The organism is Pseudoalteromonas sp. T1lg10 (assembly GCF_002964545.1).
Lineage (GTDB): Bacteria > Pseudomonadota > Gammaproteobacteria > Enterobacterales > Alteromonadaceae > Pseudoalteromonas.
Genome location: NZ_PQBV01000037.1, coordinates 517,897 through 538,707, shown reverse-complemented (window position 1 = coordinate 538,707; position 20,811 = coordinate 517,897). Strand labels below are relative to the sequence as shown.

The 20,811-nt window shown below is 50.0% G+C and carries 14 protein-coding genes, 1 rRNA gene and 1 pseudogene; 10 read left to right on the top strand and 6 right to left on the bottom strand.

Annotation, left to right across the window (positions count from 1 at the left end):
• The first annotated feature begins 116 nt into the window (after window positions 1-116).
• Window positions 117-231, top strand: a 5S ribosomal RNA gene (gene rrf, locus C2M17_RS11260).
• A gap of 717 nt (window positions 232-948) precedes the next feature.
• Here the strand turns inward: rrf and C2M17_RS11255 are convergent.
• On the bottom strand, window positions 949-2,253 hold the full coding sequence (locus tag C2M17_RS11255) for an inosine/guanosine kinase (protein WP_105200838.1): 1,305 nt from the start codon (window positions 2,251-2,253) through the stop codon (window positions 949-951).
• A gap of 142 nt (window positions 2,254-2,395) precedes the next feature.
• Between C2M17_RS11255 and tadA the strand changes: the two genes are divergently transcribed.
• On the top strand, window positions 2,396-2,902 hold the full coding sequence (gene tadA, locus C2M17_RS11250; protein WP_105200837.1) for a tRNA adenosine(34) deaminase TadA: 507 nt from the start codon (window positions 2,396-2,398) through the stop codon (window positions 2,900-2,902).
• Here tadA and C2M17_RS15920 read toward each other — a convergent pair.
• Together C2M17_RS15920 and mltF are read right to left on the bottom strand one after the other, a co-directional pair.
• Window positions 2,899-3,069 (bottom strand): hypothetical protein, encoded by a 171-nt coding sequence (locus C2M17_RS15920; protein ID WP_199774376.1) that lies wholly within the window; start codon window positions 3,067-3,069, stop codon window positions 2,899-2,901. The genes tadA and C2M17_RS15920 overlap by 4 nt on opposite strands.
• 60 nt (window positions 3,070-3,129) lie before the next feature.
• Window positions 3,130-4,518: a membrane-bound lytic murein transglycosylase MltF gene (mltF, locus tag C2M17_RS11245; RefSeq protein WP_233997972.1), complete on the bottom strand. Its 1,389-nt coding sequence runs from the start codon at window positions 4,516-4,518 to the stop codon at window positions 3,130-3,132.
• Between the two features lie 200 nt (window positions 4,519-4,718).
• Here mltF and purL point away from each other — a divergent pair, with 200 nt between their 5' ends.
• From purL to C2M17_RS11225, 4 genes are all read left to right on the top strand, one after another.
• Entirely contained in the window at window positions 4,719-8,603 is a 3,885-nt protein-coding gene (purL, locus tag C2M17_RS11240; protein WP_105200835.1) for a phosphoribosylformylglycinamidine synthase, read from the top strand.
• 170 nt (window positions 8,604-8,773) lie between these two features.
• Window positions 8,774-11,209, top strand: a complete 2,436-nt coding sequence (locus C2M17_RS11235; RefSeq protein WP_158684013.1) for a YdbH domain-containing protein — start codon at window positions 8,774-8,776, stop codon at window positions 11,207-11,209.
• A gap of 4 nt (window positions 11,210-11,213) precedes the next feature.
• The gene (locus C2M17_RS11230; RefSeq protein WP_425416044.1) at window positions 11,214-11,399 is read left to right on the top strand and encodes a YnbE family lipoprotein; all 186 of its coding nucleotides are present in this window, start codon (window positions 11,214-11,216) and stop codon (window positions 11,397-11,399) included.
• A gap of 9 nt (window positions 11,400-11,408) precedes the next feature.
• Window positions 11,409-11,729 carry a YdbL family protein gene (locus C2M17_RS11225; protein ID WP_105200832.1) on the top strand — a complete coding sequence of 107 codons (321 nt, stop codon included), beginning with the start codon at window positions 11,409-11,411 and terminating at the stop codon, window positions 11,727-11,729.
• 277 nt (window positions 11,730-12,006) lie between these two features.
• Here C2M17_RS11225 and C2M17_RS11220 read toward each other — a convergent pair whose 3' ends face one another.
• A complete protein-coding gene (locus tag C2M17_RS11220; protein WP_105200831.1) occupies window positions 12,007-12,963 on the bottom strand; it encodes a methylenetetrahydrofolate reductase in 957 nt (318 codons plus the stop codon).
• A 474-nt stretch (window positions 12,964-13,437) separates the two neighbouring features.
• Here C2M17_RS11220 and C2M17_RS11215 point away from each other — a divergent pair.
• Window positions 13,438-16,310 (top strand): annotated as a pseudogene (locus C2M17_RS11215) (M16 family metallopeptidase).
• A gap of 51 nt (window positions 16,311-16,361) precedes the next feature.
• On the opposite strand, the gene srmB reads toward C2M17_RS11215, so the two are convergent.
• Complete coding sequence (gene srmB, locus C2M17_RS11210; protein ID WP_105200870.1) at window positions 16,362-17,594, bottom strand: ATP-dependent RNA helicase SrmB; 1,233 nt, start codon at window positions 17,592-17,594, stop codon at window positions 16,362-16,364.
• Window positions 17,595-17,632: 38 nt separating this feature from the next.
• Between srmB and C2M17_RS11205 the strand changes: the two genes are divergently transcribed.
• Window positions 17,633-18,358 carry a tRNA1(Val) (adenine(37)-N6)-methyltransferase gene (locus C2M17_RS11205; RefSeq protein ID WP_325050671.1) on the top strand — a complete coding sequence of 242 codons (726 nt, stop codon included), beginning with the start codon at window positions 17,633-17,635 and terminating at the stop codon, window positions 18,356-18,358.
• 21 nt (window positions 18,359-18,379) lie between these two features.
• Here C2M17_RS11205 and fldB read toward each other — a convergent pair whose 3' ends face one another.
• Window positions 18,380-18,898, bottom strand: a complete 519-nt coding sequence (gene fldB, locus C2M17_RS11200) for a flavodoxin FldB (protein ID WP_105200829.1) — start codon at window positions 18,896-18,898, stop codon at window positions 18,380-18,382.
• Between the two features lie 91 nt (window positions 18,899-18,989).
• Here fldB and xerD point away from each other — a divergent pair, with 91 nt between their 5' ends.
• Window positions 18,990-19,904, top strand: a complete 915-nt coding sequence (gene xerD, locus C2M17_RS11195) for a site-specific tyrosine recombinase XerD (protein WP_105200828.1) — start codon at window positions 18,990-18,992, stop codon at window positions 19,902-19,904.
• A gap of 112 nt (window positions 19,905-20,016) precedes the next feature.
• Window positions 20,017-20,754 carry a bifunctional protein-disulfide isomerase/oxidoreductase DsbC gene (gene dsbC, locus C2M17_RS11190; RefSeq protein WP_105200827.1) on the top strand — a complete coding sequence of 246 codons (738 nt, stop codon included), beginning with the start codon at window positions 20,017-20,019 and terminating at the stop codon, window positions 20,752-20,754.
• Window positions 20,755-20,811: the final 57 nt, after the last annotated feature.

The window sequence follows — 20,811 nt, the reverse complement described above, 5'->3', positions numbered from 1 at the left end:
CCGTGAGGCTTAACCATACAACACCAAAATGGTGTGAGACTGTTAAGTTAGAAGTTAGAAATTAAAGACTGAAGTAGACACATTACTTATTAAGCTTTCCGAATTTACAATTTTTTCCTGACGACCATAGCGTTTTGGAACCACCTGACCCCATGCCGAACTCAGTAGTGAAACGAAACAGCGTCGATGATAGTGTGGCATTTGCCATGTGAAAGTAGAACATCGTCAGGGCCTTATTTAAAGAAACCCGTTGCAGCAATGCAACGGGTTTTTTGCGTTTGTAGGTCGGTCTTTTAGGCCGACAATGCGGCATGGATCTGCACCTTGTCGGGGTAAACCCCGACCTACAACAGCCTTGTCGGGGTAAACCCCGACCTACAACAGCCTTGTCGGCAAACCCTTACTTAAAAAACTCCCACAGCTATCTCTAGGCGAGGCTTTAGCCTTGCAAAAGCAGAATATTAAACCCGCTTGGATGTTGATCACAGAAGGCTGGTAAACAGAGCTGTTTTAACAATACTTCCCTGTAGCTTGGTTACTTCGGTCATCCATGACCTCACCTCAGTAAGCTGCGAAGCTGTGCTTCGGTCTTACTTCGCCTAATTAAAGAAACCCGTTGCAGCAATGCAGCGGGTTTTTTGCGTTTGTAGGTCGGCCTTTTAGGCCGACATTGCGGCATGGATCTGCACCTTTTTGGGGTTATCGGCAATATGCTCCTGTATTGCTCTACTATCGCCCTCTTTGTCGGGGTAAACCCCGACCTGCAACGGGGTGAACGGCAATGGTTTATCAGGCCGGCTAGGTCACTGCACCTGCGTTGCCTATTGTCGGCCTAAAGGTCAACCTACAACCCAAGGCGGCAAAGATGGAGCCATAACATGGCTGGTTTGGCGGGCAACAAAAAAGCCGCTATAAAAGCGGCTTAATATAATGGTTCAGAAGAATTACTTACTGTTCCCAGTAAGCCTGTTCTAAACAATCTTCACGTTCTGGCAGACCACGGGTTAAGCGTGGAGAGTGCTGTACCAATACTTCGTAGCTGGCACGGTTTGCATACTTGCTGATCTGCGCCAAAGACGAGTAGGTGATCGCTGCATGTTCATGCTTGGCCGAGTTGGGCACATTCAACTTATGATATTCATTCGCGCTGATATCGTGTAGCACGGCGGCCAGGGCACAATCGCCGGCACCATTGGTGTTTTTAATGCTGTCCGGTCCACCCATAAACGGAGCGGTATGGCTGTATGCTTTAATCGGAGTGTCGCAGTCCTGCTTGCGCATGGCACGGGAAAACTCGTAGCGATTAAAGTCGGCAATGGCGCCAGGCAATAACGGATACTCGGTTTCTCGCTGGCATGACTCATCGACATAACCGGCCATAAACATGCCTTTTTCACCTGCGGTACAGATCACCAGATCAACCCAGTCCAAGGCCTTGTCGGCGGCCAATAGGGGATCTTCAAAACCTGTGATGGCTTCCCCTTCTTCCTCATTCATGGCGAGGATATCAACGTGCTTTTGTACAAACTCAGCCCACCATGTGGGGTCTTGTTCGATCAAAAAGCGGGTGCCCAGAGTCAGTACCACGGGGACGCCGGCATCATTGGCGTATTTTACCGCCTGCATGGTGGCGTCGGTCATGGTTTCAGCTCCTTGAGTACGCATAAGGTAGGCGCTGATCACTAGGGCCGAAGAGTCTTGGATAAGCTCTTTATCTATGGACTCGGGTCGAAGATGGTTCATTAAGCCCGCACTGATGGCAAAGGTACGCTCACCACTTTCATCGATCAGGGTAAAGCAGCGGCCGATAGGGCCATCCACGGGCTGCAGATAATCCAGGTCAACACGGCTTGAGGTATTGCAGAGAAAACGATAGGCATAGCTGCCTATTTTGATGTTTTCACTCATAACCCCAAGCAATACCGAGCGATCATCGGCCAGCACAGAATAATTGTGCATGGTATTGCCTATGGTGCCACCGGCAAACTCGTAGTCGATCATCTCGTTGAGTTTAAGACGATCGTACAAGGCATTGGTGGTTTCACTGTCGATCACCTGAGACATGCCTCGACGTAGACCAAACTCATCAAGAAAAGCTAAATCGACCTTGGCTTCAATATCGACCACGATCTGATCAATACCGACAATGTAGCTGCGTTTAAGGCGCGACTCGGCATTGATTTGATTAGTAAGTGGATCTTTCTCTTCCACCGGAAAATAATGTTTGTGTCTTCGACGACCAGGAAACTTCATGACTTACCCGTTTGCGGTATTCATAGAACAAAAAAAGCGGCGAATTATAGCCTAAATTAGCCCTCGCAGGCTATGCCATGGCTTATAAAATTGCCCGAAATAGCGATATAATCACCGCTTTATTGTAGCTATTTGAGCGAATATGAGTGAATTTGATGACAAGTACTGGATGCAAAAAGCATTGGCTTGTGCACAACGTGCTGAACAAATAGGAGAAATTCCCGTTGGCGCGGTGGTGGTGAAGGATAACCAGCTGATTGCCGAGGGGTGGAATCAATCTATCACCTTGAACGACCCATCCGCCCATGCGGAAATGATGGCGATTCGCGCTGCCGGGGAAGTGCTCAATAACTACCGTCTGATTGATTGTACCCTCTACGTTACCTTAGAGCCTTGCTCCATGTGTGCCGGGCTTTTGGTGCATAGTCGTATCGACCGTTTGGTCTTTGGTGCCACGGATCTTAAAACCGGCTCGGCGGGGTCGATTATGAATCTGGTACAGGAGCCGCGCTTAAACCATCAGCTTGAGGTGACCTCGGGGGTACTGGCTGAGGAATGTTCGGCGCAGTTATCGGCGTTTTTTAAACGTCGTCGGCAAGAGCATAAAGAATTGAAGAAAGCGCGACAGCAGCGCACGGAGGAGAATTAAGACTCCGCCATACGCTGTTGCTCTAGCTCTTCCATTTGCTGGGCGGCAAACATACGGCAACGCCAGAGGATTTTACTGTGAGTGTTCTTTCTTAATACGCGACGACGTTTGGCACTAGAAAGTTGCACGCGTTGTTTAAAGCTATGCGTTCTGCGACGTTTCAACATAGTACTACTCCTGAAAGTGAGAGGGGAGAGCTACCATAACATCACGTTTAAGTGACAGTTTTATGGCATTCCTGCTGATTCTTCCGTGGCGCTGGCATCAGCGACATCCAGAGCTTGGTTTTCATCTAACCACACTAAGGTGTCGTAGTAGCGCCTTATATTATCTACGTAGGTTACGGCAACATCTCCACGCGCATAACCATACTTTGTTGTTCGATAATAGCGTTTCTTCACCAGCAGCGGTAGGTATTTTTTAACGTCGGCCCATTTGTCCGGATCGTCACCGCCGCGTTCGGTTAAGGCTCGGGCGTCGTTCACATGACCCCAGCCGACATTATAAGAAGCTAAGGCAAACCAGGTGCGATCCGGTTGTGGAATACGATCCGGCACCCGTTCTAATAAATAGCGCAGATACTTGGCGCCGCCATCAATATTTTGTTCCGGCTTAAGACGATTTTTAACCCCCACCTGCTTGGCGGTGGGCAGGGTCAGCATCATGATACCGCGAACCCCGGTGGGGGATTTCGCACGGGGATCCCACATCGACTCCTGGTAGCTTAGTGCCGCCAACAGACGCCAGTCGAGCTCATGGGCATATTGCTTAAACCAAGGCGCGTATTTAGGTAAGGTATCGGCCACGGCCTCAATAAAGGCCAGGGTATTCACATAGTTGAACTGGCGTACATGACCAAAGTATTTTTCTTCTAACGCATAGAGGCGACTATTTTCTTTTACCTCGCCGAAGAACTCTATCATCAGGGCATAAAGAGAATCATCATCGTCTTTGCGCATCAGCCAGGCTATGGGGTCATTACGAGTGACCGAAAAGCCGATGCTGAGATTGGGGTGATAACGGCGAAACAGCGCCAGGGTATGAGAGTCCGCCAGGGTGTAATCGATTTCGCCATCGATAATGGCCTGCAGCAATTCGGCTTCATCCAGCTCATCTGTTTCATCCCAGGTGAGTTGCGGAAATTGCTTTTGTGCTCTGAGCAAACTTTGCGAGTGGCTGCTGCGCGCTAAGACGGTGAGCTTGCCTTCCAGGTCTTCGAAATCCCGAGGGCGAGGGCGCCCTTGTTTATACACCAGTTTCTGGCTGATGGTGCGATAGCTTGGGCCAAAGCGATAGTGCTCGGCCCGGCTCGGTGAGTAGCCGATCCCCGAGGCGACTAAATCAAGGGAGCCGTTATCTAGGCGCGCAAACATATCACTGAGGCTGAAAAAGGGCACTATATCCAGTTCAACCCCCATATAGTCGGCAAACTCCTGCGCCAACTCATATTCAAAGCCTTGCTCGCCCTGAGTGCCATGGTAATAATTACTGGCGCCGGCCAAGGTACCCACTCTTAGGGTTTTGGTGTGATAAATATGTTCCAGTTGCGTTGGTTGTTGTGGCTCACTACAGCCAAAAAGTGCCACTAAAGCAATTGATAACAAAAATAATCTCACAGCCAGCCCCTGTCGCTTTGTAAGCTACTCTTATAACAAAACCAAGGCCTTGCGTCACCACTACTTTGCGGCAATACGAGTAACATCATTAAATGCGGACAATCGTCCTTGTCGCGCGCCCTTTAACTCGCATTTTAAGGGAAATTAAGTATAATGCGCGGCAACTGTCGTTCAATCCTTAACCCCGGATGATAATACCTATGTTGATCCTTCGCGGTGCGCCAGCACTTTCCGATTTTCGCGTTCAAAAAGTGCTTACTCTGTGTAAGCAAGCTAACCTTCCCGTAACCGATGTCTATGCCGAGTTTATGCACTTTGCTGACCTAAAAGCAGAGTTAAGTGCCGATGAGCACACTAAACTTGAGAAGCTACTGACTTACGGGCCGCATATTCCAGAGCACGAGCCGCAAGGTACGCTGATCCTGGTAACACCGCGTCCAGGCACGATTTCACCTTGGGCTTCTAAGGCCACCGATATCGCCCATAACTGCGGTCTAATTCAGGTTCACCGCATCGAGCGTGGTATCGCCTACTATGTTGAAGGTGACTTAAGCGTCGAGCAGCAGCAAGAAGTTTCTGCTCTGCTACACGACCGCATGACCGAAGCGACACATAGCACACTTGAAGAAGCCAGTAAGCTGTTCACCAATGAGCAGCCGCGCCCAATGTCATCGGTTGACATTCTTGGCGGTGGCCGTGAAGCGCTAGCAAAAGCAAACGTTGAGCAGGGCTTTGCCTTAGCGGACGACGAAATCGACTACCTGGTTGAGAACTTCCAGAAGCTAGGGCGTAACCCGAACGACATCGAACTATTTATGTTCGCCCAGGCTAACTCTGAGCACTGTCGTCACAAGATCTTTAACGCCGATTGGACTATCGACGGCGTAGAGCAGCCTAAATCGCTGTTCAAAATGATTAAAAACACCTACGAGCAAAACAGCGTAAACGTATTATCTGCTTATAAAGATAACGCCGCAGTAATGAAGGGCTCGGTAGCGGGTCGTTTCTTCCCTGATTTTGTTGGTGAATACACTTATCATCAGGAAAACATCGAAATCCTGATGAAGGTTGAAACTCACAACCACCCAACGGCTATTTCTCCTTTCTCTGGTGCCTCTACCGGTTCTGGTGGTGAAATCCGTGATGAAGGTGCAACGGGCCGTGGTTCTAAACCAAAGGCTGGTCTGGTTGGTTTCACCGTATCTAACCTACGCATCCCAGGCTTTGAACAGCCGTGGGAAACCAAGTACGGCAAGCCGGGTCGTATCGTTGAAGCCCTTGATATTATGATCGAAGGCCCACTGGGTGGCGCGGCGTTCAACAACGAATTTGGTCGTCCAAACCTGCTAGGTTACTTCCGTACCTACGAAGAATTAGTAAACAGCCACAATGGTGAAGAGGTGCGTGGTTACCACAAGCCAATCATGATCGCCGGTGGTCTGGGTAATATCCGTACCGAGCACGTACAAAAAGGTGAAATCCCTGTTGGCGCTAAGCTAATCGTACTGGGTGGCCCAGCTATGAACATCGGCCTGGGTGGCGGTGCTGCTTCATCTATGGCCTCGGGTCAGTCTAACGAAGACCTGGACTTTGCCTCTGTACAACGTGAAAACCCAGAAATGGAGCGTCGTTGTCAGGAAGTGATCGACAAGTGTTGGCAACTAGGTGATGACAACCCAATTGCATTTATCCACGATGTGGGCGCGGGCGGTCTATCAAATGCCTTCCCTGAGTTGGTAGACGATGGTGGCCGTGGTGGTATTTTCGAGCTTCGTAATGTACCAAACGATGAGCCGGGCATGGCGCCACACGAAATCTGGTGTAACGAATCACAAGAGCGTTATGTTCTTGCAGTAGCAGTAGAAAACTTCGAACGTTTCGAGCAAATCTGTAAGCGTGAGCGCGCACAATATGCGGTTATTGGTACAGCGACCGAAGAGCGTCACCTGCGTGTTGCCGACTCACACTTTGGCAACAACCCGGTAGATCTTCCTCTTGAAGTGCTACTTGGTAAAGCACCTAAGATGCACCGTGACGTAACGTCAAAACAAGCACAAGGTGAAGCGCTAGAGACTGCTCAGATTACAGTAAAAGACGCGGTTCAACGTTTACTTCGTTTACCTGCGATTGCAGAGAAAACCTTCCTTATCACCATTGGTGACCGCTCGGTAACAGGTTTGGTTGCGCGCGACCAGATGGTTGGCCCTTGGCAGGTGCCGGTAGCAAACTGTGCGGTAACAGCCGCTGCATTTGATACCTACCATGGTGAAGCCATGTCTATGGGTGAGCGTACCCCAGCGGCACTGCTAAACTTTGGTGCTTCTGCTCGTCTGGCGGTAGCCGAGTCACTGACCAACATCGCTTGTGCAGATATAGGTTCACTAAACAACATCAAGCTATCTGCAAACTGGATGGCTGCAGCGGGTCACCCGGGTGAAGATGCGGGTCTTTACGAAGCGGTAAAAGCCGTGGGTGAAGAGCTGTGTCCAGCACTTGGCCTGACTATCCCGGTTGGTAAAGACTCAATGTCAATGAAGACCACCTGGCAAGATAATGGTGAAGACAAGGCGGTAACTGCGCCACTATCACTGGTTATCACTGCGTTTGGTCGTGTTGAAGACATTCGTAAAACGGTAACGCCTCAGCTGCGTACCGACAAAGGCGAGTCAACCTTGCTACTTATCGACCTGGGCGCTGGCCAAAACCGTATGGGTGCATCTAGCCTGGCACAGGTTTACAAGCAACTTGGCGACAAGACCCCTGACGTTGATAGCCCAGAGCTACTAAAAGGCTTCTTCGAAGCCATGCAGGCGCTTGTAAGCGAAGAGAAACTACTTGCTTACCATGACCGTTCAGACGGTGGTTTATTCGTAAGCGTTGCGGAAATGGCGTTTGCTGGTCACACAGGTGTGACGCTTGAACTAGACGCGCTAGCCGGTTCTGATTTAGAAGTGCTATTCAACGAAGAGCTAGGTGCGGTTCTTCAGGTTCGCAATAGCGACTTGGATGCGGTTAAAGCGGTACTTGCTAATCACGGTCTTGCGGCAATGAGCCACGAGATTGGTACCTTGAACGATGCCGACCAGCTAATCATCAAGCGCGGTGGTGCTGCACTTGTTGATAACAGCCGTACCGAGCTTCGTCTAGCTTGGGCTGAAACTACATATCAGATGCAGTCTCTACGTGACAACCCAGCTTGTGCACAGCAAGAGCATGACGCAAAAGCGGATGCGAAAGACCCAGGTCTGAATGTGAAGCTAAGCTTCGACATCAATGAAGATGTTGCTGCGCCTTACATTGCTACCGGTGCTAAGCCGAAAATGGCTATCTTGCGTGAGCAGGGTGTTAACTCTCACGTTGAAATGGCAGCGGCATTTAACCGTGCGGGCTTTGCGGCCATCGACGTACATATGAGCGACATCCTTGAAGGTCGTTTGACTCTTGAAGAGTTCAAAGGCCTGGTAGCTTGTGGTGGCTTCTCATACGGTGACGTACTAGGTGCCGGTGAAGGTTGGGCTAAGTCGATTCTATTCAATGACATGGCTCGCGAGCAGTTCCAAACCTTCTTTGAGCGTCAAGATACCTTCAGCCTTGGTGTATGTAACGGCTGTCAGATGATGTCGACACTACGCGAATTGATCCCAGGCACAGAGCACTGGCCACGTTTCGTAACCAACCAAAGTGAGCGTTTCGAAGCCCGTGTTGCCCTAGTTGAAGTACAAGACAGCCCGTCTGTGTTCTTCAATGGCATGGCCGGTTCACGTATGCCTATCGCTGTTTCTCACGGTGAAGGTCGTGCCGAGTTCGCTAACGATGCGGCAATCCAAACAGCGGTTAACTCAGGCACAGTTGCGGTTAAATACGTGGACAACTACGGTAACCCAACCATGCAATATCCGGCGAACCCGAATGGTTCTCCAGAGGCAATCTCGGGTATTACTTCTACCGATGGTCGTGCAACAGTAATGATGCCACACCCAGAGCGTGTATTCCGCGCCGTGGCCAACTCATGGCACCCGGATGAGTGGAAAGAAGATAGCCCATGGATGCGTATGTTCCGTAACGCACGTAAGCACATTGGCTAACACCTGGATTAATTTTTGGGTTAATTACCAAAGATAACAAAAAGGCTGCATTTGCAGCCTTTTTTGTGTGCGGCGTATTCAGTTTCTCCGTGTTAGTATTAAGCCAAAGGTTAAGCTAAAGGAAGGCTATGCTGCGGAAGGCTTTTTTAATATTACTTGGAGTAATCTTAGTGCTTGTCACCGCGCTTGCGGTGGCCTATGGGTTTCGCAGCGAACTCACCCATATGCTGGCCAAGCATTATTTGCAGCATCAGGGCGCCACGCTGACCTGCGCGCGCTGGCAATGGGGCTCCCAGTTGTTAGCCATAGATGCCGACCGGCTGTGCCTCGAATATCAGGGTCATTCTTTGACCTTGGAAGACGTCACCCTAACGCCGACGGCCCTGCATATAGCGAGAGCCCATGTTCAAGCGGGTCCCATCGCCAGCGATGATGACCAGGATAAACAAGCCAGCCCCTGGCAACCGGCACCCTTGGCCTTATTGCTGCCCCTAAAAAGACCTTTACTGAGCATAGCCGAAGCCAAGGTCAGCTTTGTCGACTTCAGTCGCCCCATGACCTTTGCTATTGAAGAAACCCAAATCAATCATTTTCAAATCACGGGTGATATCCAGGGCCAATGGTTGCTCAAAGCTGATGCCATTGAGGTAGACGTAGCCCTTGCTCGTGATTTCACTAAGGTGTTGGGCGAGTATATTAAAACACAGCAAAATCATGCCCTGGACTGGCATGCGGATGTGGCCCAATTAGCGCTCAAAGGCGAGTTTTGGGGTAATAGCCTGGATGCAACTTTAGCCCTGCATCTTGATGGTGAGCTGCGCAGCGAGCCGCATTGTTTATGGCAGCTCGCCAGTCGGGGCCAGGTGCATATTCAATCCGAGGATATGCAGCAATACCTTATTACGGCACAACAGCTGAGTACCGAGCTCGGAGCTTTGAGTCATTGTCAGGCACTTGATAAGTACAGCGCCTACCTGGGAGAGTTGGCCGAAACTCGCTGGCAGCTTAATAGCCGACAGCCATTAACAGTGCATATGAACGGTGAGTTTAACTTGCCTGAGCTGAGCATGGCTAACCGGGCGGGAGGGCAATCCGTGCTTATTGAAGCAAACAACAGCCAGGGCAACTGGCAAACCCTGACCTTAAGCAGTGAGTATCTGTTGGCGGCGCAATTGGCCAGTATCGGCTCGCTGCAAAGCCAGGGCACCCTGACCGATAAGCAAGTGCAGGGGCACTTCCTAGGTCAAGTAGCATTGCCGCCGCAACCCGAACTCGAATATCAGCCGCTGCAGGCACAAGGCCAGTTTGGTTACGATTATCTGGGCTCCGGGTGGATGCGCGCTGATGTAAAAACCCCCGCCTTAAGCTATCAGGATTATCAGTTAAAGAGCCTGGCGCTGACCCTGGATGCAGCCCTGGATCTTGATGGCCAGGTAGAAGCCGAACTCACCACATCGGTAGCTGTGCTTAACAGCCCGCAGTTGAAGGCGCGTACCCTGACGCAGCAATATCAAATCGGTGCTAATGCGCTCGGTAATGGCGAGCGACAGGCTAAGGTGGAGGTGCAAAGTCAGGTAGCGGATTTTGAGGTTAAAGGTGTGCGTGTAAGCGGCCTTAAGCTCGATAGCAATTTAGCCATCGGCCGAGTTATCGAGGGCACTCACCTTGCTTCTTGGCAAGGAGTTGAGGCGCTACTTAAACATAATTGGAGCGACAACGCCCATGCCTTGAATCTGGTTGTTAATGACACCGAAATGAGCTCTTTTATGCCCTTGGTACAGCAGCTTGAGCCAGAACTGGTGTTCGGCGGCGGCACCATGTCATTGCATCTTGAGGGTGATGCGCTGCTAGAGCGCTTTGACTGGCAAATGGATATTAATAACGCCGAGATTTTGTATCAGAATTACCTGGCTCAGTCTCTTAACATGGCCCCGACAGGCAGTGTGAATTCAGGCGCACTTCAGCTCGAAACGACTAAGTTTACCCTAAGTGAAGTGCGTGCCGGTCCGATACTTAAAGAGGTATCTGGTGAGCTGGGGATGGATAAGGATTTCTATGTCAGCCAGGTGCAGGGCAAGCTCTTCGATGGCCGTTTTGCCTTGGATAAACTCTATTTAACTGGCCTGGAAAAGGAACGCAAACCGGCCCTGCTGCGCCTTGATGGGATCCGTGCAGAAAATGTTTTGGCCCTGGAGCCACAGCAGGGCATTAGTGTGAAAGGGTTGTTGGCCGCAGAGTTGCCGCTGCGTTTTAACGAGCAGGGGGTGAGCATAGAAAATGGCCGTATCTATTCCCAGGCCGCGGGCAAGCTGACCATAGATAACAACGCCGCCTTTAATGCGGTCAAGGAGCAGCAGCAACAGTTAGGGCCCATGTTGGCCATGTTGGAAAACTTGGATATTAACAGTATTAATGCCGATGTTGATTTAACCCATGATGGTTGGTTAACTATGGCGATGCAACTAAAGGGAGAAAATCCCGAGCATCAACAAGAAGTTAATTTTAACTATAATCATCAGGAAAATATCTATACCTTATTCAGAGCGCTGCGCTTAAGTGACGAAATCACCAAAAGAGTAGAGCGAGAGTATCAAGCGAAGGAGTAAAGCAATGAGTACGCGAATGCTGGTGGCCTTGGTCGGCGCGTTAACCTTAATGGGCTGTACCCATAAGGTCGAGGTGGAAAGTAAAGAGCCGATCACCATCAACCTAAATGTTAAAGTGGATCATGAAATCCGCGTTAAAGTAGACAAAGAGCTCGATGAGCTTTTCGGTGACGACAGCGAGCTATTTTAGGAGGCGAATATGAAACTAGTTAAATGGACCATGTTACTCAGTGCGACCATGTTGGCCTTTAGTGCTTGGGCGCTAACCTTAGATCAGGCTAAAGATCAGGGCATAGTCGGTGAAACCAGTACTGGTTACCTGGAGTTGGTGCACACCTCTGCCGAGGCGCAGCAGTTGATCACCGAGATCAATGCTAAGCGAAAGGCCAAATACCTGGCCATGGCCAAGAAAAACGGCATTAGCCTAAGTCAGGTTGAAGCTCTGGCCGGTGCTAAAGCCATTGAAAAGACTGCCGCCGGACACATGGTTAAGGTCGATGGCCAGTGGCGTAAAAAGTAACAACCAAGCACCTATAAAAAATAAAAAATAAAAAAAACAGCGCTATGCAGAACATGGCGCTGTTTTTTTATGGGCAAAAGAAGGTTACCAATTCACTTAAATAGCTAATCATTCTAGCGGGCTAAATATCATGCTAACTGTGTTGGAATTTTTCTATGTAGAATAACTACATAAGAAAAATCCCGCCTTGTTATCATATCATTTATCCAGCGCTATCTCTGATCACATACTTAACAGAATTGGTATGATGGGTAAATCGCTAATGTTAGCTTACGGCTTAAGCGATAAGGCGCTCGGCCAGGCTCAGCTCCATGGTCGCTTTAAGCAAACGGTAAAGATTAATCGACGCATCGATCTCTTCTTTACGGTTGGTTAAAGACTCAATATTCAAGCCTAAAGGCACGCCTAAATGGGCACAGCTGCGCAGAATTAAATCCAGGTTCTCGCGGCAAATCCGCACCGATTCACTTAAGGTGTTGTCTGCATCGAGCATGCGCCACTTGGTCGCTTCGGGCACGGAAATGCCTAACCACTCCATAAAGTCCAAGGTGGTTTCACCGCCGCAGGGCGTAAAGGTCAGAATAATACGTTGCGGTGTCAGACCTTGCTGGCGACAACTGCGGGCATAACTGGTGATCAAATCTATGGTCGCTTGCGCATTGTAGACAGCTTGCGAGATAAAGAACTTACAACCTTGCTCTGTCTTCGTCAGCAGACGCTCGTGTTCATTACCCTTGCTGGCATGGCGCTCGGCTATGGTTACACCACCTAAAAAGAAATCATGGTCGTGTGCATCAATATGGGTATAAGCATCATTTAGGCTTAGTTTAACTTCACCGGTTGAGGATGGGCTGCCGACCAACACCAGGTTATTAAGTTTATATTCCTGATAGGTGGTATCTAACCACTGATTAAACTCACCGGCGCTGCGCTGGGCAACGCTCTTATAAGTGATCACATCGAGTTGCGACAAGCGACGTAGTAAGCCACTGTAATGACGTGGGTCTATGGTTTCTTTAAACGGGAAAGGGCGAGGTACATTGGTGCGACTGCTTTCATCCTGAATGTCATAAACGATAACACCGTCGTATTCGATTTCATGCAAGCGACCCAATAGCTTCTCGGCAATGGCTTGCAGCTTACCATCGTCCGTACCTGTCTTCGGTGGTGTAGTGCCGATAAGGTATACCCCTTGGCGGGGGTCTTCAATTTTCTCTTGCAGTGTTAGCGCCATGATCCTCATTCCCATATGCGGTTAATGGAATCACTATAACAGCCATTTAGACGTCTAAACAGCCTTTTTCTGGTGAAACTTACTCATGAATGTTGAATTTCATTCATGTTGCCTTGTAGGTCGGCCTTCCAGGCCGACAAATATGCACCATTCTCACCTTGTCGGCGCACAGCACTGACCTACAAATGACTTTCTCAACTGCGGTCTCCAAATTAAGATCTTGTCGCGTTGGCGACGGCAACCAAAGAGGGAGTTCATAACCATCGTGCATATAATTCGTCCATGAAGCTGGGTTCCTGTCGGCATCCCTGCCTCCACCTCCGAGCCCTGCGAAGCGGGGCTTCGGTCACTCGTCGCCCCTTTGACACATTTGTTTACAGCAAAATGAGCCGTCGGTTACGCGCATTGGGTGAATTTATTGCATAATGGATTGGATCAAAAATCAGATAACAATCAGACTTAAAGGATAGGAAGATGAAACTATCGGTTATTGCCTCAGGCATTGCCCTGGCGCTTGCGCTAGGCGGATGTCAAAGCACGCAGACAACGCAAACAAGTACCGCTGCGGCAACGGCGCAACAGAACAATAAAGTATTTGCCCAGGACTATGTATTAGAAGAGCTAGACAATGGTCTGCGGGTGATGGTGGTAAAAACCGATTATCCCGATGTGGTGTCGCTGCAGATCCCTGTTTCTGTAGGCTCGCGTAACGAGGTAGAAGAAGGCAAAACAGGTTTTGCTCACTTCTTCGAGCACATGATGTTTAAGGGCTCGGAAAAATTCCCGGAAGATGTCTACGCCGATATCATGAAAAACTCAGGTGTTGATAACCGCGCTTACACCACCAATGATTACACCAACTACCACCTTAATTTCTCTAAGCAGCATTTAGACAAGGTGCTGGAAATCAAGGCCGATGTCTTTCAAAACCTCAGGTACAGCGAAGAGCAGTTCCGCACCGAGGCGCTGACGGTTAAGGGCGAATACCTTAAGAACAATGCCAGCCCAATTCGCAAACTGTTGGCGGCGGTGCGCAAAGAAGCCTTCGATAAGCACACCTATGAGCACACCACCATGGGCTTCTTTGAAGATATCGAAGCCATGCCGGATCAAAGTGAATACGGCCAAACCTTCTTTAAACGTTTCTACAAGCCAGAGTATGTGTCTCTGGTTATCGTCGGCGATGTTGACCCTAAAGAAACCATTTCCATGGTGAAAAAGCACTGGGGTAACTGGCAGCGTGGCGACTATCAGGCTGATATTCCGGTGGAGCCAAAGCAAGCAGCACCGCGTTATGTGCATGAGCAGTATGAGGGCTTACCGGGTCACTGGCTGTTGGTTTCTTACAAGGGCACCGAGTGGAACCCCAATACCAAGGACCGCGCCGCATTGGATCTGCTGTCACAGCTTTACTTCTCTGAAAACTCAGAGCTATACCAACAGCTGGTGGTAGAAAAGCAGATTGCTTCGCAAATGTTTACCTACAACCCGGAAACCAAAGATCCGGGCTTATTGCATGTATTCGTTAAGGTGGATGACGAAGAGAACCTGGCAGTGGTGCGTGATGCCATTAATCAAACCTATGCCCAGGCGCGCACCAGCTGGTAGATGAAGGCAAGTTGGCGGCATTGAAATCAAATGCTAAATACAGCTTTATTAACAGCCTGGACTCATCGCAGGCGATCGCATCAACGCTTGCCAGCTATATGCACTTCGAGCGCGACCCTGAGGTGATCAACGCCCTGTATCAAAGTGCCGACAGTGTCAGTGCTGAAGATATTCGTGCCATTGCTAATCAGTACTTCACCGACAACAACCGCACTACGGTCACCATGTCGGCCAAGGATGCAGTCGCAGGTTTTGACGCCGAAGTGCAGCTTGATACCTTGGTAGCTGATATCAACAATAAGCCGACAGAGCAGCTATTTACCGTGCTGGATAAAACCAATAGCTCGCCACTGGTTGACGTAAACTGGTTATTCTACACCGGCGCTGCGGCCGACCCTGAAGGTAAAAAGGGTGTGGCGGCCTTAACTGCGGCCATGCTGGCCAAGGGCGGCAGCCAGTCTATGAGCTACAAGGAAATTCAAAAAGCCCTTTACCCAATTGCCGGCAGCTTTGCTTATCAAATCGATAAGGAAATGATCTCACTGCATGGTCGCATCCACAAGGATAACGCCGAGCAGTGGTATGAGCTGGTCAGCGACCAACTGCTAGACCCGGGCTTCCGTGAAGACGACTTCGCTCGTTTAAAGAAAGAGCTGATCGACGGCATTGAGTCGGGCCTTAAAGCTTCTAACGATGAAGAGCTAGGTAAAGAAGTACTCTACGCCGAGCTGTATCAGGGCCACCCTTATGGCGCCTACAACTACGGTGACTTGTCTGACTTAGAAGCCTTGACCCTGGATGATGTTAAGGCCTTCTACGCGAAGAACTTCACTCAGCGTAATCTGCATCTGGGCCTTATTGGTGCCGTGCCTGAAAAGGTGAAAGCGCAGATGATGAGTGACCTGCAGGGGTTGCCAGCCGGTGATCAAGCCCGCCTAGATATCCCGGATGCGCCTGCACTGAGCGGCCATCATGCCACCATTATTGAAAAGAGTGCTAAGTCGACCGCCGTGTCTTTTGGTTTCCCAATTGAGACTACGCGTTCAAGCAAAGACTGGACGGCGTTGTGGTTGGTTCGTTCCTTCCTGGGTGAGCACCGTAACTCAAATGCCAAGCTGTATGAGCGTATTCGCCAGGTGCGTGGTATGAACTATGGTGACTACGCCTACATCGAGTACTTCCCGCGCGGCATGTTCCAAACCAAGCCGGATGCTAACCTGGGTCGCTCCGAGCAGATCTTCCAGGTCTGGTTGCGTCCGCTGCGCTCAAATAACGATGCCCACTTTGCTACCCGTACCGCACTGCGCGAGCTGGATAAGCTGATCAGCCAGGGTATGAGCGAGGCAGACTTTAACGCTACCCGTAACTTCCTGACTAACTTTTTGCCGCAGTTGGTGGCAAGCCAAAACCGTCAGCTAGGTTACGCCTTAGACAGCCAGTTCTATGGCACTGATAACTTCGCCGACTATGTGCGCTCACAGCTGGAAACACTTACGGTAGCGGATGTAAACCGCGTTATTCGCGAGAACCTGCAAACAGATAATATTCATTATGTGTTTGTCAGTGGTGATGGTGAAGATATGAAGGCGCGTTTAGCGAACGAGCAGGTTTCACCGCTTAAATACAACACCGAAAAACCAGCGGAACTAGTGGCCGAAGATAAACAAATCGAAAGCTACAAGCTGGCTATTCCAAGCAAAAACATCAAGGTTGTGCCTTTGGAAGAAGTGTTTAAGTAAGTAGAACCGAGACAGTAAAAAGCCGCTCAATCGAGCGGCTTTTTTAATGGGTTATTTCTTTTTTGCCTTGGACTTGGCTTTTTTGCGTTTGGCCTTCATCTTTTCCGGATCTTTTTTCTTCTTTGGCGGCAGCTTGGCTTCTTTGTGCTGCGGCTCCAGGCCTTTGATCTTACGACGCTTTAGCACCTGATCCGTGTAGCGTTCGATTTTACCTAACATGGCCACTTCATGGGCTTCAACCAAGGAGATGGCGGTGCCTTTTTTACCGGCGCGGGCGGTACGGCCAATGCGGTGTACATAGACATCGGCGCTGCGTGGCATATCGAAGTTGAACACATGGCTGATGTCGTTAACATCAATACCACGGGCGGCAACATCTGTGGCAATCAAGATCTTGGTGCGACCGCTGTGGAAGCTGGCCATGGCCGCCATACGTTTATCCTGTGGCATTTCACCGCGCAACCAGGTGGTCTTGATATCATGAGTGAATAACTCGCCAACCAGCTTTTCCAGGCGCTCACGGGTTTTCACAAAGACAATGGCTTTTTCAACACTCTCTTGCTGTAGCAAGTTCACCAAGAGCTTGAGTTTATGGTCGTAATCATCGGCCAGGTGCACCCATTGCAAAATCTTACCGCGCTCAGAACGTGAAGGCGATGCCTCCAGTTGTGCCGGCTCGTTTAAGATGCGCTCGGAGAACTTGGCGACGCTGTCACCTTCAAGGGTGGCAGAGAAAAGCATACATTGACGGCGGTTTTTCGCTTCTTCACAAATGCGCAGCATTTCCTTACGAAAACCCATGTCCAGCATGCGGTCCGCTTCGTCCAAAATCAGCAGCTCTACATCTTCGGCGTGGAAGTTTTCTGTGTCCAGATATTCCATCAGGCGCCCCGGTGTGGCGATCAGGATATCGTTATTCTTTTCAAAGATCTCTTTATGCGTGCCGTAGTTGATACCGCCGGTAACCACACCGATTTTTAAATGTGTGTCTGCCGCCAGCTTTTCGCATTGCTCATGTACCTGGTAGGCCAGCTCACGGGTTGGGGTCATGATCAAGACGCGGGCGAAACCTGGGTTACGACGCGGATGGTCCAACAGGTACTGAATGGCGGGGATCAAAAACGCCGCGGTTTTGCCGGTGCCGGTCGGGGCGCAGGCAAGGACATCACGGCCTTCCAGCGCTTCTGGAATAGCCAGTTGCTGAATGCTGGTGGGCTTAGTAAAACCTAGGCTGTCAATGGCGTTGAGTAGCGCGGTATCAAGATCAAAATCGGCAAATTGCATAAAGGAGTCAAAATGATGGACAATTAAGGCAATTATACGTGGCACATGCTCAAACACAAAGGTCTAAAGTGGCAGGTTTTCAGTTTAAACAGTTTTCTATCGCGCAATGCAGCACCGCCATGAAGGTTTCCACCGACGGTATTATGCTCGGAGCCTGGGCGGAGCTGGGCTCGGCGCAGCAAATATTGGATGTTGGCACGGGCACCGGATTGCTGGCATTAATGTGTAAGCAGCGTGCGCCCCACTCTGATGTGCGAGCCCTGGATATAGAGCCGGATGCCTGCGCCCAGGCAAGGAGTAATGTGGCGGCAAGTCCCTGGCCGGAGATAGAAATAACGCAGGGCGATGCCCAGCATTTTGACAGTGAGAGCAAGTTTGATCTGCTGATCAGTAATCCGCCTTATTTTGATAACGCCTTAAAAGCACAAGACGATAAGCGTAATCTGGCGCGTCATACCGACAGTCTGCCGTTTTCGGCGCTGATAGACCTATGGCAAAGGGTAGGCCATGTAAACACTGAGTTGGCGGTGATCCTTCCTCGTGAGCAAGGACAAGAGTTAGTAAAGTTAGCTGAGCAGGCGGGCGGGCATTTACGGCGCCTGTGCGAAGTAAAAAGCACCGAGCGCAAAGAAGTCAGTCGTTGGCTAATGCAATTTAGCTGGCAAGCGGGGGTGTGTGAAAAGCAGCTGCTGGTGATCCACGCAGGCGACTATTACAGTGAGGACTATCGCCACCTGTGCCGTGAATTTTATTTACGCTTCTAAAGTTTACAAAGCCTAAGTAGCTTACAGCTCGGCGTATTCGGTCATGATCTGCTCCACCCAGGTGGCAATACGATCATCGCTTTTTTCGTACTGACTGTCTTCATCCAGGGCCAGACCGACAAAGTGTGAGCCATCTTCTGTCAGCGCCTTAGAGGCTTCAAACTCATATTCATCGCTGTTGGGCCAGTAACCGATAAATTGCACCCCTTGTGGCGCGATTTCATCATGGAGCATGCCCAGCGCATCCTGGAACCACTGGCCATAGCCTTGTTGGTCCCCCATACCGAGCAGGGCTACCACCTTGCCCGCCAGGTTTACATCCTTGATATCATCCCAGTGCGACTCCCAGTCTTCCTGAATTTCGCCGAAGTCCCAGGTGGAAATACCAAAAATGACAAAATCATAATTTTCGGCTGTTTTCAGCGGTTCATCTTTAATATTAAAGAGATCAACAACGTCTGCACCGATAATGTCGCGGACTTTTTCCGCCGCTATTTCTGTGTAGCAGGTGGTCGAACCGTAAAATAAACCAATCTTCATTGTTTTCACATCGCTTGTCATTGATAGGGCGAAGTCTAACGTATCGTGCCCCGAGTATCTATCTGATATGATGCAATTAACCTAAATCTGCATGGCCATTGATGTGAGTAAGCAGCCGCCAAACCCGGATAACCTAGAGCATATTGAGCAATTTTTGGATGCCTTGTTTCTTGAAAGCGGCGCCAGCGACAACACCTTGTCCGCCTATCGCACCGATTTAAAAAAATTCAGCGACTTTATCGCCCCCCAAGCCTTGCTTGATGTAGATACGCAAGAGGTGGAGCAATATCTGGCCTATCGGGTTGATCTCGGCTTAAGCCCGCGCAGTACGGCGCGCAGTATCAGTGCCTTAAAGCGCTTTTATCAACATCAGATCACCGACAAGCGTTTGACGCGCTCGCCTTTGGAAACCATTAGCCGCCCTAAGGCCATGCAATCCTTACCAAAAACCCTGAGCGAGGAAGATGTGGAGGCGCTACTGGCAGCCCCCGATTGCGAGGATGCCATGGGCCTGCGCGACAGAGCCATGTTAGAGTTGCTTTATGCCACAGGACTGCGTGTCAGCGAACTGATCGGTCTGAGATTAGAGCATGTAAACCAGAATCAGGCGGTGGTCTTTGTAAAGGGCAAGGGCGGTAAAGAGCGCCTAGTGCCCATGGGCGAAGAAGCGCTCGATTGGCTGGCGCGCTATTTGAAATTTTCCCGCCCGGCATTGATAAAACATGCCACGGATTTTGTCTTTGTCTCCAAGCGCGGTATCGGTATGACAAGGCAAACCTTTTGGCATCGCATTAAACACTATGCTATGTTGGCGAACATTAAATCAGATCTGTCGCCGCACACCCTGCGTCATGCCTTTGCAACTCACTTGCTTAATCATGGTGCCGACCTGCGAGTAGTGCAGATGATGCTGGGTCACAGCGATTTGTCGACCACACAGATATATACGCATGTGGCCAACGAACGACTAAAATTAGTGCATCAAACTCATCACCCTCGGGCTTAGGTCACGGGCTTAGCTAGTTGGCTTAGGTTGAGGGCATAACGCGTAGGGCGTGAATTTTATCGCTGATTCACGGTCTAGGTAGTATGACTAGAAGTTTTTAGAGACATATATTATGAAAAAAGTATTTATCGCACTGGCCCTGGCCGGTGTTAGTGCGGCAACCAGCGTCAGTGTTTCGGCGGCGCAATCGGTGGCTGAAGGTAACAGTGCAGTGAAAGCCCAGTTTGCACAATTGGGTCTGAACGCCAAGAAAGTAAATACCACGCCTCTGGACGGTGTGGTTGAAGTGATCACCAACCGCGGCGTATTTTATGCCAGTGACGACGGCCGTTACCTGTTGCAGGGCACCCTGATTGATGTCAAAAACAAAGAAAACCTGACCGAGGCGGCGCTAAGCGGTGTGCGTCTTGAAGGGGTGGAGCAATATAAAGATTCGATGATCGTCTACAAGGCCGACAAAGAAAAAGGCAAGATCACCGTATTTACCGATATCACCTGTGGTTACTGCCGTAAGTTGCATCGTGAGTTAGAGGATTACCTTGAAGCCGGTATTACGGTTCAGTATCTGGGCTTCCCTCGTGGCGGCATGGGTTCACAAGGCTATAAAGATCTTATGAATGTATGGTGTGCCGAGGATCAGCAAAAAGCCCTGACCGAGGCTAAAGCCGGTGCGAAACCGGAAGAAGTGAAGCAGTGTAATGCCCCGGTGGCGGAGCACTACCAGCTAGGACAAAGCTTTGGTATCAGTGGTACGCCGGCAATTATCCTGTCTGACGGCAGTATGATCCCTGGCTATCAACCGGCTGCCGCCATCAGTGTTGCCATTGACCAGATAAAATCTAAATCTTAATAAGATCATTATTGGGTCTGCTTAGCTAGAGCGCACTAGTTGCTTTAGCGGCAGGCC